The 16,672-nt window shown below is 59.1% G+C and carries 9 protein-coding genes; 6 read left to right on the top strand and 3 right to left on the bottom strand.

Annotation, left to right across the window (positions count from 1 at the left end):
* The first annotated feature begins 231 nt into the window (after positions 1 to 231).
* From FJ398_16890 to FJ398_16870, 5 genes are all read left to right on the top strand, one after another.
* Complete coding sequence (locus FJ398_16890) at positions 232 to 1,197, top strand: ATP-binding cassette domain-containing protein (GenBank protein MBM3839608.1); 966 nt, start codon at positions 232 to 234, stop codon at positions 1,195 to 1,197.
* Entirely contained in the window at positions 1,194 to 1,946 is a 753-nt protein-coding gene (locus FJ398_16885) for an ABC transporter permease (GenBank protein ID MBM3839607.1), read from the top strand. Before FJ398_16890 ends, FJ398_16885 begins: the two co-directional genes overlap by 4 nt.
* Before the next feature lie 37 nt (positions 1,947 to 1,983).
* Positions 1,984 to 3,912, top strand: coding sequence for a hypothetical protein (locus FJ398_16880; protein MBM3839606.1), 1,929 nt, complete (start codon positions 1,984 to 1,986; stop codon positions 3,910 to 3,912).
* Positions 3,909 to 5,234 (top strand): DUF4340 domain-containing protein, encoded by a 1,326-nt coding sequence (locus FJ398_16875; protein ID MBM3839605.1) that lies wholly within the window; start codon positions 3,909 to 3,911, stop codon positions 5,232 to 5,234. Before FJ398_16880 ends, FJ398_16875 begins: the two co-directional genes overlap by 4 nt.
* A 531-nt stretch (positions 5,235 to 5,765) precedes the next feature.
* Positions 5,766 to 6,956 carry a PQQ-dependent sugar dehydrogenase gene (locus FJ398_16870; protein ID MBM3839604.1) on the top strand — a complete coding sequence of 397 codons (1,191 nt, stop codon included), beginning with the start codon at positions 5,766 to 5,768 and terminating at the stop codon, positions 6,954 to 6,956.
* Positions 6,957 to 7,013: 57 nt separating this feature from the next.
* On the opposite strand, the gene FJ398_16865 is transcribed toward FJ398_16870, so the two are convergent.
* The 3 genes from FJ398_16865 to FJ398_16855 form a co-directional block, all read right to left on the bottom strand.
* Positions 7,014 to 8,027: a hypothetical protein gene (locus FJ398_16865; protein MBM3839603.1), complete on the bottom strand. Its 1,014-nt coding sequence runs from the start codon at positions 8,025 to 8,027 to the stop codon at positions 7,014 to 7,016.
* Between the two features lie 297 nt (positions 8,028 to 8,324).
* A complete protein-coding gene (locus tag FJ398_16860; GenBank protein MBM3839602.1) occupies positions 8,325 to 12,737 on the bottom strand; it encodes a hypothetical protein in 4,413 nt (1,470 codons plus the stop codon).
* 191 nt (positions 12,738 to 12,928) lie between these two features.
* Positions 12,929 to 13,366 carry a hypothetical protein gene (locus FJ398_16855; protein MBM3839601.1) on the bottom strand — a complete coding sequence of 146 codons (438 nt, stop codon included), beginning with the start codon at positions 13,364 to 13,366 and terminating at the stop codon, positions 12,929 to 12,931.
* 317 nt (positions 13,367 to 13,683) lie between these two features.
* Here FJ398_16855 and FJ398_16850 point away from each other — a divergent pair, with 317 nt between their 5' ends.
* The gene (locus tag FJ398_16850; GenBank protein MBM3839600.1) at positions 13,684 to 16,443 is read left to right on the top strand and encodes an insulinase family protein; all 2,760 of its coding nucleotides are present in this window, start codon (positions 13,684 to 13,686) and stop codon (positions 16,441 to 16,443) included.
* Positions 16,444 to 16,672 lie beyond the last annotated feature (229 nt).

Here is a 16,672-nt window from a genome sequence, read left to right as displayed (position 1 = left end):
TTCAGCACCTCCTGACCCAGCTTGCGAATTTGCTCGATCGCTCGGGCCTCGGCTTCGTGCGCCGTACATCCTTCGGCGACGGCCTGATCGACCATATCTGCGATCATCAGCCTCTTGACAAATAGGGTAAGAGAACGGTATTCAGTAAATCGATACGTATCCGTAGCAATAGGGCGAGGTCCTTTTATGACAGGCTGATTGTCTCGGAATGGTATCCTGGAGCGAAGAAACATGATCAATGTTCAGAATCTGAGCAAAGCTTTTGGGCCGAAGCTGGCCGTAAACAACGTTTCGTTCACCGTCGAACGCGGCGAGGTGCTGGGTTTCCTGGGGCCGAACGGCGCCGGCAAATCCACCACCATGCGCATGCTCACCGGTTTTATCCCGCCCTCCTCGGGCCGCGTCCTGGTGGGCGGGCACGACATGGTTGAGGACCCGATCCCGGCCAAGCGACTCATCGGTTACCTGCCGGAAAACGCGCCCGCCTACACCGACATGACGGTTTATGGCTTCCTGAACTTTGCCGCCGAATTGCGCGGGGTGCAGGGCGACGCACGGAAGATGGCGGTGCGTCGCGTGGTGGAAATGTGTTTCCTGGAGTCGGTGCTCCACCAGAGCGTGGAGACACTCTCCAAGGGCTATCGCCATCGAACCTGCTTCGCGCAGGCAATCATCCACGACCCGGACATCCTGGTGCTGGACGAGCCGACCGACGGTCTGGACCCGAACCAAAAGCACGAAGTCCGGAGCCTGATCCGGCGCATGGGCGAAAAGAAAGCGATCATCTTCTCAACCCATATTCTGGAAGAAGTCGAAGCCGCCTGCACGCGCGCGATCATTATCGATCGCGGCCAAATCGTCGCGAATGGAACACCGGTCGAACTGAAACAGCGCTCCGACGTGGCCGGCGCGGTCTGCCTGCGAGTCGCCAAAGTGGCGGCGGTCGTCGTTGGCCAAAAACTGGCGCAATTGCCCACGGCGCGGAAGACCTCGATCCTCAAAGAGGACGCGCCGGCCGTCACCGCGCGGGTTTTCCCGCAGCCCAACTGCCGCAATGGCGAGCTGGCAATCAGCATCTCGGACATGGCCCAACGCGAAGGCTGGAAGATCGAGGAGTTGCATACGGAAGAAGGCCGGCTCGACGAAGTCTTCCGCAGCATCACACTGCCCGACACCACAAAGGAAGAACGGAAATGAATTCATCATTCGCTAACATCTGGACGATCTCCAAGCGGGAGCTGGCTGGCTACTTTGCCTCGCCGGTGGCTTACGTGTTCATCGTGATCTTTCTGCTGCTGACCGGTTTCTTCACGTTCATGGTCGGCGGCTTTTTCGAGCGCGGCGAGGCCTCGTTGGCCATGTCGTTCTTCGTCTGGCATCCGTGGCTTTACTTGTTCCTCGTGCCGGCGGTGGGGATGCGGTTGTGGTCCGAGGAACGAAGGCTGGGGACGATCGAGCTTCTCCTCACCATGCCGATCACGGCCTGGCAGGCGATCCTCGGAAAATTCCTCGCTTCGTGGTTGTTCCTGGCTCTGGCCTTGGCGCTGACCTTCCCGGTTGTGATGACCGTGAATTATCTGGGCAACCCAGACAACGGCGTCATTTTTGCCGGCTACGTCGGGAGCCTGATGCTGGCCGGCGCTTATCTGGCGATCGGCTGCATGACCTCGGCGATGACGAGAAATCAGGTGATCAGTTTCATCGTCTCGGTGGTCATTTGCCTGTTTCTGATCCTGGCCGGATGGCCGCCCGTGACGCGCATGCTGGAGATCATTTCCGAAAGCCCGCGCCTCGTTGAGATCGTTGCCGCCTTCAGCGTCATGACGCACTTCGACGCGCTGCAGCGGGGGGTTCTCGACACGAACGATTTGATCTTTTTCGCCTCGATGATCGTGTTTTCGCTGTTCACGACGAGCGTCATTATTCGCGGGCATCGGGCGGGCTGACCGAGAATCTCAGATTTCAAATCTCAAATTTCAACTCATGAAAAAAGAATCGAAACAATTTGAGCCGTTGATCTACTCGACCATCGGGGTGGGGGCGATGTTTCTCATCCTGGTGGCGGTGTACGTGATTTCGGGCGTGGCCAAGGTGCGTCTCGATTTCACCGAGGAAAAACTTTACACGCTTTCCCCAGGCACCAAAGCGATCCTGGCGAAACTCGATACCCCCGTGGAAATTCGCTTTTACTGCACGCAGGACACCAAAGAAATGCCCGTCCCACTCAAAACCTACGCCCAGCGCGTCGAGGACCTGCTCAACGAATTGAGGAAGCTCGCGGGCGACAAAATCGAGATCAAGAAGTTCGATCCCAAGCCGGACACTGATGCCGAAGATTCCGCGCGCCTCGACGGTCTGGAAGGCCAGATGGTTGGCTTCAATGACAAGATTTACCTCGGCTTAGCCGTAAGCCAGCTTGACGCGAAGGCCGCCCTCCCCTTCCTCTCGCCGGAGCGGGAGAAACTGCTGGAATACGATCTGGCGCGGGCGATCACGCGAGTGACGAACACCGCCAAACCGGTCGTCGGCGTCATGGCCACGCTGCCGGTCATGGGCGAATTCAATCCCATGATGATGCGCATGGGCCAGATGCAACGGCAGGAGCCGTGGGTGTTCGTGTCGGAATTGAAGCGCGATTTCGAGGTCAAGCAGGTGGAGATGACGGTCGAGGAAATCCCGGGCGATGTCAAAGTGCTGGTCGTGGTGCATCCCAAGGGGATCACCGACAAAGCCCAGTACGCCATCGATCAATTCCTGCTCAAGGGCGGCAAGGTGGTGGCGTTTCTGGATCCTTTCTCCCTGGTGGACAGCCGCAATACGCCTCCGGGAATGAACCAGTTCCAGGCTTCCGCGCAAAGCGGCTCGACGCTGGACAAACTTCTGAAAGCGTGGGGCCTTGAGTTCGACCAGAACAAAGTGGTGGCGGACATGAATTTCATCACGCGCATCAATCGGAACGGCCGCAGCGAATCCGCGCCCGCGTTTTTGACGATGACGCAGGAAGGGTTGAACACCGATGACGTGGTCACCAGCCAGATTGACAGCGTCTGGATTCCGTTCACGGGAGCGTTTTCGGGCACTCCTGCCGAAGGATTGAAGCAAACCGTTTTGCTGCGCAGCACCAAAGCGTCGCAGGTCGTGGATCGCTTCATGGCGGAGTTCTCCGGCGACCAAACCGTCAAGGACTTCGCGAATTCGGGCAAGGAACACGCGCTGGCCTTGCGCTTGACCGGCAAATTCAAGACGGCGTTCCCGGACGGCAAACCGAAAGACGCCTCCACTGAAAAACCGGAGGAAAAGAAAGAGGGCGAGAAGAAGGATGAGAAGCCGGCGGATTCATCGCTGAAGGAGGCGGGTTCCGAAGGCGTCGTGATTCTGGTGGGCGACACCGATTTGTTATTCGATCAGTTCTCTGTTCAGATTCAGGAATTCTTCGGACAACGCATCGTTATCCCGCGGAATGGCAACCTGAATCTCGTCCAGAACATCGTCGAACAACTCGCTGGCGACAGCAATTTGATCGGCGTCCGGAGCCGCGCGACCATGAACCGGCCTTTCACGCTGGTCCGGCAAATGCAAGCCCAGGCGGAGGATCGGTATCGCACCAAGATCAAAGACCTGGAGAAGAGCCTCTCCGATACGCAGACGCGGCTCAACGAACTTCAAAAGAGCAAGGAAGGCAATCAACGGTTTATTCTTTCGCCGGAACAGCAAGCGGAGATCAACAGCTTCAAGGCCAAACAGGCCGAGGTGAATCGCGAACTCCGCAAAGAGCGCCGCAATCTCCGGCGCGACATCGATTCCCTGGAAAACCGATTGAAGTGGGTGAATATCGCCGGCATGCCGTTTTTGGTGGCGATTTCCGGCGTTTCTCTGGCTCTCATCAAACGGAAACGTACTGCAGCAAAATGAACCGCAAACAACTGACTCTTCTTTCTGTTCTCGTGATCGTCATCGGAGGGCTTGGGCTCCTCTTGAACAGCCGCAAGACTTCGTCCTGGCAGGCGGGCGGGAGTGCGATTGGCCAGAAGCTTCTGCCCGACTTCCCCATGAACGACGTTTCGCAGATCACGATCACTCAAGGAACAACCAACTTGAATCTGGCCAGGCAAGACGATCTCTGGCGCGTCAAGGAACGGTGGAACTATCCCGCCAATTTCACAGAGATCGGCGATCTGCTGCGAAAGATGTGGGACTTGAAGATCGTCCAGTCCGTCAAAGTCGGACCGACCCAGTACGGCCGCCTCGAATTGCTTCCCCCGGACAAAGGCACGAACGGCGGCACACTGGTGGAGTTCAAGGACAAAGGGGGAAAGGCCATCAAATCCGTGCTCCTGGGCAAGAAATACGTGCGGACCGGCGAAAGCAGTTCGCCATTTGGCGGCGGGGATTGGCCGGTCGGACGCTACGTGCTCGTCCAGAACAGCGCGCCGACCGTCGCGGTGATTTCCGATCCGCTCACCGACGTCGAACCGAAGCCGGATCGCTGGCTGAGCAAAGATTTCTTCAAAGTGGAGAAGCTGCGCGCTCTTTCTGTCGTTTCAACCAACGCGACGAATTCCTGGAAACTCACGCGTGACACCGAAGGCGGCGATTTGAAACTGGCGGATAAGAAGGAGGAAGAGCAGTTCGATACGACCAAGGCTTCGAGCGTCGGCTATGCGCTTTCTTCGCCCAGCTTCAATGACGTGGTTTCGCCGGAGGCCAAGCCTGAGGACACCGGGATGAATCAGCCGCTGGTCGCCACGCTGGAGACGTTCGACAACTTCACTTACACCGTCAAAGTCGGGAGTAAAACCGGCGAGGACAACTATCATCTTCAGGTCTCGGTCAAAGCCGACATCAATCACCAGCGGACGCCTGGCAAGGACGAAAAGCCGGAGGACAAGGAGAAGCTCGACAAAGAATTCCAAGAGAAGGTCAAGAAGCAGGAGGAAAAACTGAAGCAGGAGCAGTCTTACGAGAAATGGACTTACCTCGTTTCCAAATGGACGATCGATCCGCTCCTCAAGGAGCGAAAAGATTTCATGGCGGAGAAGAAGGAGGAAACGCCGGACACAACCACGCAAGCGCCGCCCGTGGAAAAGAAGGAAGAGACCGCGGCGGATATTGCCAAGGAACTCAAACTTGTGCCGCCCCTGCCTGACAAGCCGGCGGAGAAACCGGTTGCAGCGCCCGACGACAAAAGGGACAAAGAGGCTCCGCCCCCGGAAACCAAGAAAGAAGACAAGTAATCTGGCCACGCTCACGGCTGATTCAAGAATCGGCGAAAGGAGCGCGGCAGCCGTGCCCGGGCGTTCTGAGGATCTGATGAGAGACTTTCTCGCCGGCAGGCTGCCCGCGCTCCTGTCGGGGAAACCTAACTTCAAAGGAATTACGCGAATTAACGCGAATTGATTGAAAGGCTCGAGGTCAGTCGAATTCGTGAGAATTGGTGAAATTCGTGTCAACCCGGCCGACCTTCCCAAATCTTCTTCGGAATTATTTGAAAAGCGTGCCCGTGTCCCGATAGAGTGTCGCGCGTGACGACAACTAACCACTCTTCGCCCGGGCATTTTATTTCTCGCGTTCTCTCCTTTGTTCCCTTCGTTTCCTTTTGTTCAAAGAAAAGGCCACGGTCAGGACACGTCACGCTGCTGCTCGCTTGCGGCATTGGCAGCGCGGCGATCAGCTTGCCGTTCACTCCGGACGCGTTCGCCGCCGACTCCGCGAGCAAGGTCGGCCTGAAGTTAGTGGCCGAAGGTTTCGTCTCACCGACGGCGTTCATCCCCGTCAGCGACGGCTCTGGGCGCACGCTCATTGCGGATCAGATCGGCAAGGTTTATGTGTTGAACAAAGACGGCAAGCTTTCGGACAAGCTGTTTCTGGATCTCACGAGCCGCCTGGCCAAGATCAACCAGGGCGCGTTCGACGAGCGGGGGCTGTTAGGTTTGGCGTTGCACCCGAAGTTTCGCGAGAACCGCAAGCTTTACGTGGTCTATAGCGCGCCGCTGAGGAAGGACGGCCCGTCCGATTGGGATCACACCATGCAGCTTTCGGAATTCAAAGCGCCCGCTCACGCGGAGGAAGCCGCGGATCTGGCTTCGGAGCGGGTTCTCCTTCAAATCGACAAACCTTATTTCAATCACAACGCCGGAACGATTGTCTTTGGGCCGGACGGCTACCTCTATTTCGCCGTGGGCGACGGCGGCAACGCCAATGACGAAGGCCGCGGGCATTCGCCTCAGGGCAACGCGCAAGACCTCACGAATCTGATGGGCAAGATTCTGCGCATCGATGTGGACAAGGGCGATCGGTATGCGATTCCGGCGGACAATCCGTTCCAAGGCGGCCAGGCGCGTCCAGAGATTTACGCCTACGGCCTGCGCAACCCGTGGCGCATCACGTTCGACCGGGGTGGAAACCACGAGCTGTTCGCGGGAGACATTGGACAGACTTTGTGGGAAGAAGTGGATATCATTGTGAAGGGAGGCAACTACGGCTGGCGGGTCCGCGAAGGGTTCCATTGCTTCGATCCCAAGAATCCAAAAACGGCGCCCGAGGACTGCGCCAAGACCGGTCCCGACGGAAAACCTTTTATTGATCCGATCCTCGAATACAAGAACGTGAACGGATTCCGTAATGATCCTGAAGCCCTGGGCATCAGCATCACTGGCGGATACATTTATCGCGGCAAAGCGCTGCCGCAACTCCAGGGGCGTTACGTGTTCGGCGATTGGTCGCGGAACTTTGTCTTTCCGGCAGATGGAATCATGCTGGTGGCGACGCGTCCGCAGTCGGGCGCCTCAAAGTGGAGTCTGGAGCCGCTGGATCTGGCGACGCACCCGGGGGGCAAACTGAAGGCATTCATCGTCGCCTTTGGAGAAGATGCGGACGGCGAGCTGTACGTGATGACCAATAACAGCAACAGCCTGCGCGCCAACACCGGGAAAGTCTTCAAGCTGGTCCCGCAGTGAAGTTTGATCTCTGTTAACTCCGTTGCCTCCGGTTAAACTCGTCTGCCATCCCAGAATTCAATTGTAGTAGAACGTGAAGCGTACTTCCCGATAGTCGGCTCCGATCAGCCGGCGCATGTCCGAGGGCCAGGGACCGAAGGGTGCCGGTTGCTGGACGGCCTTGCGGCAGATAATCTCTAAAATATCGTTCACCGTGCTTTCCGTGACGCCCATTTGTGTGACGCTGCCGTCCGAGTTCAAACGAAACGTCAACACGACCTTTCCCGTGTCGTTGCCAACGAAGTTCCGGTCGTCGAGCAGATTGAACCAGTGATTTTGAATCGCCTCGATGATGGCCTGGTCGTAACTCGCGAAAGGCGTCGCTTTCACATTCAGGCCCTCGATGGAGTAACGCCGCACGCCACCCTCCTGCTTCATCTTCTCACTGACCAGGCCGGTTTGCTGGTTGCGCACTTGCGCGAGCCGCCGCGGTTTGGGCCGATCCGGAGGGCTGGCCGCAGCGTCGCTGAAACTCGGCTTGGGGGTCAGGACCGGGCGTTCCGCGGGTCGTATCATCGCCAGATCGCCGGGCCTGGGAGCGGCTTTGGTTTCGGACGGTGTTTCCTGGCGCGGGGTCTCGTTGGGCTTCGATTCTTGAGGTGGTTCGGCCGCGCGCGCGACCGAAGGCGCCGGTTGGAGAGGCATTGGCTCTGAACGAGGTTTGGTCATCGTGCTCGGCATCCGGTCTTGCGTTCCGGAAATCTTCGGCGCCTGCGAATCGATGCTGGTGTCCGGGTTTCCCGCGAGCGAATTGCGCGTGGAGTAATACGGAGTGTCCTTGGGCGGGGCTGGCGACGCCTGCGCTGGATCGACCTCGACAAAGACAATCGGAACGACCTCTTGGTTTTCCGCCTCGGCGCGTTTCTTGGCCTCCAACTGCGGATCCAGGCGCTCACGTTTGCTCAGCGTCACCAGGCTGAAGAGCGAACTGTTCCAGAGGCCCAGACGAAATCCGAGTTCGATCGTGAGAAAGAGGAAAAAGTGAACGGCCAGCGAAAGCGCGAGCGCCCGCGCGATCGGGTGGGAGGCCAATTTCGGCCAGCGGATATCAAGTTCTGCGGCTATCACCGGCCCCACCATGCCCTATCTGATCGCCCAAATCAATTTCGAGAATCGGAGTCTGGCCCAGCGGGCATCTCTTTCTTTGCGTCCCTGTTTTCGCGAAGTAGCGCAGGCTTTCGAGCCTGCGGGTTCATGGAGCATTCCAGCTCCGTTTCGCGAACTCCGCGGCTGGGGACTGGAAAGTCCTTCTAACCGGCAGGCTGGAAAGCCTGCCCCACAACGTCACGGTTCCTGCATGCAAAGAAGTGGGATGGGCCTTCCGCCCAGCTATCGGAGGGTCTGGATACGATAGAATCGCTGCGGCGCGGAGGCGCTCGTAACGTCGATCTTGGACGCAGTCGCTCCGTCCGCGAAGACGTCACCGGAGAGATTGTGCCAGGCCGGCTCGCTGAGGTGGTTCTTGTATTGGAGATGATAGCGGACGCCGGGTTGGGCGTCCCAGGTCAGCGAAACGCCACTTGTCGTCAGGCTGGCTTTGACCGCTTTGATCTGGCCGCCGGACTCAAGAAGAAAGTTCGCTGCGCGCGGCGTTGGAATCGGCATAGAACAAAACGGCGCCAAGCGGCCGTCCGGCCAACGTCCCTGGCTCACGTCGCTGGCCTGAACGTTGTGTTGAACCAGATCGACGATTTGGCCACCGGGCGAGAAGAGCGCAATCAACCCGCTCTTCCGGCTGAGTTTGAAACTCGCGTGGAGGTCGCGATTCGATCCGTTCAGCTCTGATTTCCGATCTGCCCAGACGAGCAAGTGAGAGCGAGGGCCCAGCGACGTGCCAGCCGGAATGACGAACTTCGCCGGGTTGGACAATTCATCCGTCAGCGCGTAACCGGAGAGGTCAACCGGGCGGGCGGTTGGATTGTAGAGCTCAAACCAATCGCTGAACGCGCCGTCGGTCGGATCGGCCAGCGTCTGCGTGTTGGCAGTCATCCATTCATTGATGACGACGTGATCCGGCGCGAGCGGATCGGGGAGATGGGCGGTGACATTGATGGCCGCGGTGTGTTCGGGCAGCAACTTCCCGGAAGCGTCATGTCCGGCCAGCGCCAGCGTATTCATTGCCGGACGCAGCGGCACTTTGATCGACCAGTTCGTCACAGTCGTCCAGGTCGTGGGATATTCCGTGCCGTTGATGCGGATCGTTTTCACCTCCACCGGCGCGCTGCCCGCGAGCGTGAGGGTGCTCTCATCCGTGGCAAAATCATCTCCCCGGTTGCTGGTGATCGCGAAGTCTGTGGCCACGGTTTTGAGTTGTTGGAGAATGTAATTGCGCCGGGAAGCGACATAGGACTTGATGGCATTCGGGCTGTTGATCGAAGCGCCGTTCGCGCGAAAGGCAGCGTATTTCGCGTCGAGAAGCGCGTTGAGCGCCAGATCCTGCAACGGCCCGTTCGCCGCGTCCCGGAGAGCGCGCCAATAAGCGCGGCGAAAAGGCGGATGGCTGTTCATCCGCGTAATCACAGGATCGACGGCCTTGAACAGAGAAGTCGTGGGGCCGTCCGCGTAGCCGCCGAGCCCGAGCACGATGTCGAAATCCCAGATGAGCAATTGCCACGGGCCTTGGGGCGGTTTGTAAGCAAACATGTTTTGGCCGTTGTTATTCCCGTAGCTGTCCCAATTGCCCACCACGTGCTCCACTGCGAAAATGCGCATCCATTGCTCGACGTCGATGTGCGATTCGACGCTGGGCGTGTAGGCGGCGCCGGTCGCGTTCACGGCGTCCACAAGATTGAACAGGTTGGTGTAATTGCTGGTGGAAAGCTCGGCGCCGCGCCGCTGCCAGTTCCAGCGATAGCGCGGCAGTTTCTTGGCGCCGCCCGTGGTGGTAAATCGTTGCAGCGTCGTCCAGGTCGTCTGGAAATTGGAGACGTTGTCGTCGAACTCGAACCAGCCGGCGATTTTATAAAGCTCGCCGTTGGCATCGTTCGGAAACCATTCCTCGATCACCTCGGAGTTGGGGATTTGGGAATCTTCAAAAATCCGCCCGCGCCTTACGCCATTGACGAAGAGGTTGATGTTGCGCTGATAGTTGAAAGGCAGTCCAAGCTGCGCCGCAATCCAGTAGGCGGTTTGCTCGCGCTGCGCCGTTTCGTCGTCGCCGGGGTTATTGCCCGGCGCGGTCAACTTGAAATCCGTGACGCCAAGCAAGCGGTCGTCTTCGGGAAACACCAAAATATAATTGCACAACGCGCCGGTTGGCGTGGTGTATCCGGGGCTGTGGTAAGGACTGCCGCTGTAAAGGGCGCCGATGTTATAGATGGCGCGGTGGTCGCCGTAAACGAACGTGGCGTCCAGAGATTCGTTGCTGAGCTTCAGGCGGGTCGCCCATTTGGTCGCCGTGGCCTGCGTGATCCAGAGCCGGTACGTTCCGAACGCGCCTGGCGGTGGCGGGTCGCCAAACCGGACCAGGCACTCCCGCGTTGGCGCGTCGGCTGGAAAGCGCGTCGTTGCGGGCGCGGGGAATTGATCGGTCGCCTCGACGTGAAACGCCACGAGCGTTCCCGTGGGCCACGCCGGAATCTTCGCGCTGTAAATTCGGTCACCGGCAATTTCGTCGCCTGCCGTGCCGTCATCCAGCATCGGAACAGAAACGAGGCTAAGGCCAGGATCCACTCGGTATTTGAGCACGACCGAGGCGATCCCGTCGGGGTCGTTGGCGCGCGCCGTGATCAAGACGGTTTGGTTGGTCGCAGGCACCACGGGGAAATGGTTCACGTCGTGGATCGCAGGTCCGGCATTGGCCACCGCCCGGCTGTTGCGGGCGCCGGGCGTTCCCAGGTTCTTCGGCAGCGACAAAGTCTGCGCCGCTTCCAAGTAGTTTCCGCGCAAACGCAGCAAGACTTCTGGAAATCCGCGAAGCCAGCGCGCTCGGGCCCGAAGCGTCCCGGTGTTCCCCGAAGCCAGCGGACTTCTGAGGCGGGTCCGGATACGATTCGCGCCGGTATCGCCGCGATGCGACGATCGCACGTGCAAGCACGAGGTTCCGCCGAGGCCTCCCGACTGAAGACCGGACGTGCCGTGGCTGCCTTGGGGAACCCAACCGTCGAGTCCGTCGTCGAACGTCGGATTGCTGATTCGATTGGTGCCACCCGGCCCGATGACTTCCACGTTGTCGATCAAGCATCCACCTTCGCCCATGAGCAACATGTGCAGCGTATCCGCCGGACCAATGCCGTTGTCCAGAACGCCGGTGGTTTCGATGGCCGTCCACTCGCTCTTCGCCGTTTCATCGCTGTCGGCCCAGTTCGACGCGAGTTGGTTATCGCTGCGCGGATCGATAAGTTCCAGGCTGCTGCCGCCTTCGCGCGCCCATTTGCCCCAGCGCCCTCCCGTCCCATAGGCGACTTCGTCGGCGACGACAAGAATGGTGTTCGTGGCGCCGGTAGGGGCCTCAGCGCGTGTAAGCTTGTCGGGCATCGCGAGCGTGAGCTTTTGCCCCTGATTCGAAAGCCGGCCTCGGAAATCTCCGACGGTATTCGATGCGTTCAAGTGGGAGTGATTGCTTCGCAGATGCTCGGCGTTCTTGGCCACGACGAGGTAGCCGTCCGGCGGCAAGCGCGTGCCGGGCGGGAAGGTGAAGTCGATCCCGGCCACGAACTTCCAGCCGCTCAGGTCAACGGGCGCGGCGCCTTTGTTGTAAAGCTCCAGGTATTCGTCTTCGGCGCGACCCGAAATAGGCGCGTACATGATTTCGTTGATGACGATGTCGCGATTGAGCGGTTCGCGGTTCGCGGCGCCAGGGGAAGGGCCGGCGAGTTCACGGAGGATGGAAGCGCCATTCGGAGAGCGGCCAAACGAGACTCCGGCCGCTTGACCTCCGTAGCGAACGGTATCGATGACTCGGCTTTGGTCCGAGTTCATGAGGAAGAGTGTTCCTCCGGCTGGATTCAGGGCGAAGCCGAGTTGGGGTTGGCCAAAGACAAGGAAGCCTTCGGGCTTAATGACGGTGCCCGGCGGAAAGATGCATTTCCTCATCATCGCGTCATCGGTTAAGGAGCAACCGGAGAGATCTTTCGCTTCGCGACTTCCGTTGTAGAGTTCGACGAATGCCGGCGTATCGCTCCGAACCAACAACTCATTGATAACCACGGATCGCAGCGCCTCGGGAACCGCCGCTTCAAATGCCCCAGGGGATCCGCCCATGCGGTCGCTCGCAGCCCAGACCGACGGCTCGCTTTCACCGTACGATGGCCGCGCCAACACGAGCGAATGTCCGGCGCCGTTCGCTGCGACAGGCCAGGGCAGATCGCTCGAAAAGGTGATCTGCAGGAGGACCGCGCCGTTCCGGTGGTGCAATCGGATTGTGCGCGATCGATGCTGGAGCGAATCCGCGTAAGGACCCGCGATGTCTGCGATCCCATAGACGCTTCTGACGTCAGCCGGGTTCCTGGCCACAACCAGAAAGGAGCGCGCGGGAAGAGTTGTTCCCGCCGGGAAAGTGAATTCAATCGCGCCGGAGAGCCGGTAGCCGCTGAGGTCCTCGAACCAAAGCTGCGAATTGAACAACTCGACAAACTCCAGATCTTTTCCGTCCGATCGCGCGGCGGGGCGATACATGATTTCCGAGATGACCAGGCCCGTGCGCCGGCTCGAAGGTCCCAAAGCCTCGTGGGATATCACCGCCGCCGAAAGGGACGAAGCACCGAGCCAGAGAGTGAGGACCAGCAACTTCAACGACTTCATCAACGCCAGGATTACTACCGGAAGGCCCGCTGCGTGACAATGTAATGTGGGAACTATAGCGTGGTGGGGCAGGCTTTCCAGCCTGCCGGTTAGGGGGACTTTCCAGTCTCCGGCGGCGCAGGCTCGCCAAGCGGAGCTGGAAAGCTCCGCGAACCCGCAGGCTCGAAAGCCTGCGCTACCTGGCTCGCCAGTCACCGTTTTTCGCGCGGTTTCATGCCGAAGAGGAACCGAAGCGGGTCATAAGGCCGGATGCCGAAATGATAAATCGCCACCGTGACGAGGAAGGACGCGGCGCAGAGGAAGGCGAATTTCATCAGAATGGTGTCGCTCGTTTGCACGACGTAGAAGGCCAGGATCACGATCACCGTTTGATGCAGGATGTAGAACGGGTAGATCCCTTCGTTCGCATACGCCAGCAGCGGGCTGTTGAAGTGCAGATACCGCTTGGCGTAGCCGAGCAACGCGAGCATCCAGAACCAGGCGTTGAACGCCAGCAGCGTCCGGTAAAGCGCGTGCGGCACGGAATACGTGAACCGCGGCTCCAGATCGTAACGCCTCTCCGGGGTTCTGGATGCAACAGGCGGCGGCTCGCTGAGAGCCGGAACGCTGGTTTCGAGAGGCGTGGGCACGCGGCACTTTTATGAATTCACGTCGCAATTCACAAGGGAGGATTGCAGAGCGCTCCTGAACCGCCGGGTGAAACTTCAGAATCGAAGCCTCCGGACAACGAAGAATTGCGGCACCCGTAACCACGCGCAATCGCTCGGTAAACGACGGTAGGGCGAGCCTGTCCCCAGCGAGCCGAGTCGAACGTGTTCCAGGCACGTCGAGCGGCTCGCCAGGACGGACTCGCCCTACCATATTTGACTCCTTAACTTGTTTGCCCCATTGTGTGCGCCACGGTTATTTTCTTGATCCACCGAAACGCGAAACGAAGGCACATGCTATGAGCAAGCAGTTCCGTAGATTTCTCAATTTGGCCGCGGCCATCGTGTGGCTGAGCCGAGCGCTGATTGCGTCGGCCGCGACTCCAGATCTCATCCAGGACATCGAGATTCCCTACACGAAGTTCGTTCTGAAGAACGGACTGACGCTCCTCGTGCACGAGGACCACAAAGCGCCGATCGTCGCGGTCAACGTCTGGTACCACGTCGGCTCGAAGAACGAGAAGCCAGGCAAGACCGGCTTCGCCCATCTGTTCGAGCACCTCATGTTCAACGGGAGCGAGCATTTCAATGAGGATTACTTCAAAGCAGTCGAGAAGGTCGGCGCCACGGATTTGAACGGGACCACCAATCCGGACCGCACCAATTACTTCCAAAACGCGCCGAAGGATGCGCTCGATTTGTTGCTCTGGCTGGAGTCTGACCGCATGGGTCACCTGCTCGGTGTCGTGGACCAGGCCAAGCTGGATGAGCAGCGCGGCGTCGTTCAAAACGAAAAGCGGCAGGGTGAAAACCAGCCCTACGGCCTGGCCTACGAATTGATCACCAAAGGGACTTTTCCTCCCGGCCATCCCTACTCGTGGACAACGATTGGCTCGATGGAAGATCTGAACGCCGCTTCTTTGCAGGACGTTCAGGAATGGTTCAAGACTTACTATGGCGCGGCCAACGCGACGCTTGTGATCGCCGGGGACGTTGATCCCAAAGAAGCGCGCGAGAAGGTGGAAAAGTACTTCGGCGCGATTCCAGCCGGTCCGCCGCTTTCCAGACACAGTGCCTGGATTGCCAAACGGACTGGCACCGTGAGGCAAACCGCGAACGACCGCGTGCCACAATCCCGCATTCACAAAGTCTGGAACATTCCCCAATTCGGCACGCACGAGGCCGACCTGTTGAATCTTGCGAGCGACGTGCTCGCGGCCGGGAAAAACTCGCGCCTCTACAAACGCCTCGTTTACCAGGACCAGATTGCCAGTGACATCATTGCTTACGTCGATCTTCAGGAAATTGCCGGCACGTTCGTCATCCAGGCCACGGCCAGACCCGGGGAGGATCTCGCGAAAGTGGAACGCGGCATCGACGAAGAGTTAGCGCGCTTTCTTGCGGAGGGACCTACCGCCACCGAACTGCAACGCATCAAGACGCAAAATCTTGCCGGCTTCATTCGTCAGATCGAGCGCATCGGCGGCTTCGGCGGAAAATCGGATGTGCTGGCCGAATATCAGGTCTATACGGGCAGTCCGGACCACTACAAACGCACCCTGAAGCGCGTTAGCGAGGCCACGGCCAAAGAAATCCAGTCGGCCGCGCAGGCCTGGCTTTCGGATGGGGTTTACATCCTGGAGATTCATCCCTATCCCAACTACGAAACGGCGGCCTCGTCCGTGGATCGCTCGAAGCTTCCGTATCCTGACCTCAAAGCGGAGGCGAAGTTTCCTCCGCTGCAACGCTCGACGCTTTCGAATGGTTTGAAGATCGTCCTGGCGGAGCGGCACGCCGTTCCGGTGATCGAGTTTGAGTTGCTCATTGACGCGGGCTATGCGGCGGATCAATTCGCCAGTCCGGGCACCGCCCGGCTCGCGATGGACATGCTCGATGAGGGAACCAAATCACGGACCGCCCTTCAAATCAGCGAAGAGTTGGCGCAGCTTGGCGCCTCGCTCAACGCAGGTTCGGATTTGGATGCCTCCAGCGTTTCTTTGTCTGCGCTGAAAGCGAATCTGGACGCGTCCCTGGCGATTTATGCGGACGTGATCTTGAATCCCTCCTTTCCCGAAGAAGACTTTCGGCGGCGCCAGAAGCAGCAGCTCGACCGCATCCGGCAGGAAAAGGTTCAGCCCAACACCATGGCGGCGCGCGTCGTTCCCCGGCTTCTCTATGGCCGCGGCCACGCTTACGCGAACCCGTTCACCGGATCGGGCGACGAAGCCAGCGTCGGCAAACTCACCCGCCAGGATCTGGAAAAATTTCATCGCGCCTGGTTCAAGCCTAACAACGCGACGCTCATTGTCGTCGGCGATACCACCTTGAACGAAATCACCCCCAGGCTCGAAGGCGCTTTCAAGCGCTGGGAGCGCGGCGAGGTTCCAAACAAGAACATCGGCGCGGTCGAGCACCAATCGAAGCCGGTGTTTTACCTGATCGATCGTCCCGGCTCCATCCAGTCGTTGATTTTGGCCGGGCACATCGCGCCCCCCAAGGCGAATCCGGACGAAATCGCAATCGAGACGATGAACCAGATTCTGGGCGGAGCTTTCACGTCGCGGATCAACATGAATTTGCGGGAGGATAAACACTGGTCGTACGGAGCGGGATCGCGGTTCTTGCCGGCGCGCGGCCAGCGGCCTTTCTATGTCAGCGCCTCCGTTCAGACAGACAAGACGAAAGAGTCCATGGTCGAGATCACGAAGGAACTCAAAGGACTGCTTGGGGAGTCTCCGATTACGGATGAGGAACTGACCAAGACGCGGGAGAACCGCGTGCTCAAACTGCCCGGCGCCTGGGAGACCATGAGCGCCGTCGGGAATTCCATCACCGAGATTGTCCAATTCGGATTGCCGGATGATTTTTTCCAGACGTATCCGGCCAAGGTGAGCGCGCTGAAGCTGCCGGATGTGGAGCGCGCAGCGAAAGGCGTGCTGAACCCGGATCGGCTCGTGTGGGTAGTTGTCGGCGACCGCGCGAAGATCGAGGCCGGCATCCGGGAACTGGCCCAGGACGAGATTCGGTTGATCGACGCGGATGGCAATTCGGTCAATTGAGATTCGGGAAGGAGCGCGGGCAGCCTGCCCGCGCGCGGGTTGGCAGCCGACCTGCAAAGATGCGACAGGAAGCGGCGCATGATCGAACGGCTGAAGTTTCGCCCTAAGGGTCTGTGCAAAAATAAATTCCGGTTTTGCTGGAGGCGATTTCGCTTTCTGGCGAGGCACGACGAAGGAGCATAGCCAGGGCTCTGCGACTGAGGAGAAACGAAGCCAGAAAGCGAAATCG

The organism is Verrucomicrobiota bacterium, from assembly GCA_016871535.1.
In the GTDB taxonomy this organism is placed as follows: Bacteria; Verrucomicrobiota; Verrucomicrobiia; order Limisphaerales; family SIBE01; genus VHCZ01.
The sequence above is the reverse complement of the archived record's forward strand: the minus strand, read 5'-3'. Positions and strand labels throughout refer to the sequence as shown.

Bases quoted from the DNA above. Each gene is read 5' to 3' on its own strand.
- FJ398_16850 (MBM3839600.1), top strand. From the start codon at position 13,684: ATGAGCAAGCAGTTCCGTAGATTTCTCAATTTGGCCGCGGCCATCGTG.
- FJ398_16890 (MBM3839608.1), top strand. From the start codon at position 232: ATGATCAATGTTCAGAATCTGAGCAAAGCTTTTGGGCCGAAGCTGGCC.
- FJ398_16880 (MBM3839606.1), top strand. From the start codon at position 1,984: ATGAAAAAAGAATCGAAACAATTTGAGCCGTTGATCTACTCGACCATC.
- FJ398_16860 (MBM3839602.1), bottom strand. From the start codon at position 12,737: ATGAAGTCGTTGAAGTTGCTGGTCCTCACTCTCTGGCTCGGTGCTTCG.
- FJ398_16875 (MBM3839605.1), top strand. From the start codon at position 3,909: ATGAACCGCAAACAACTGACTCTTCTTTCTGTTCTCGTGATCGTCATC.
- FJ398_16885 (MBM3839607.1), top strand. From the start codon at position 1,194: ATGAATTCATCATTCGCTAACATCTGGACGATCTCCAAGCGGGAGCTG.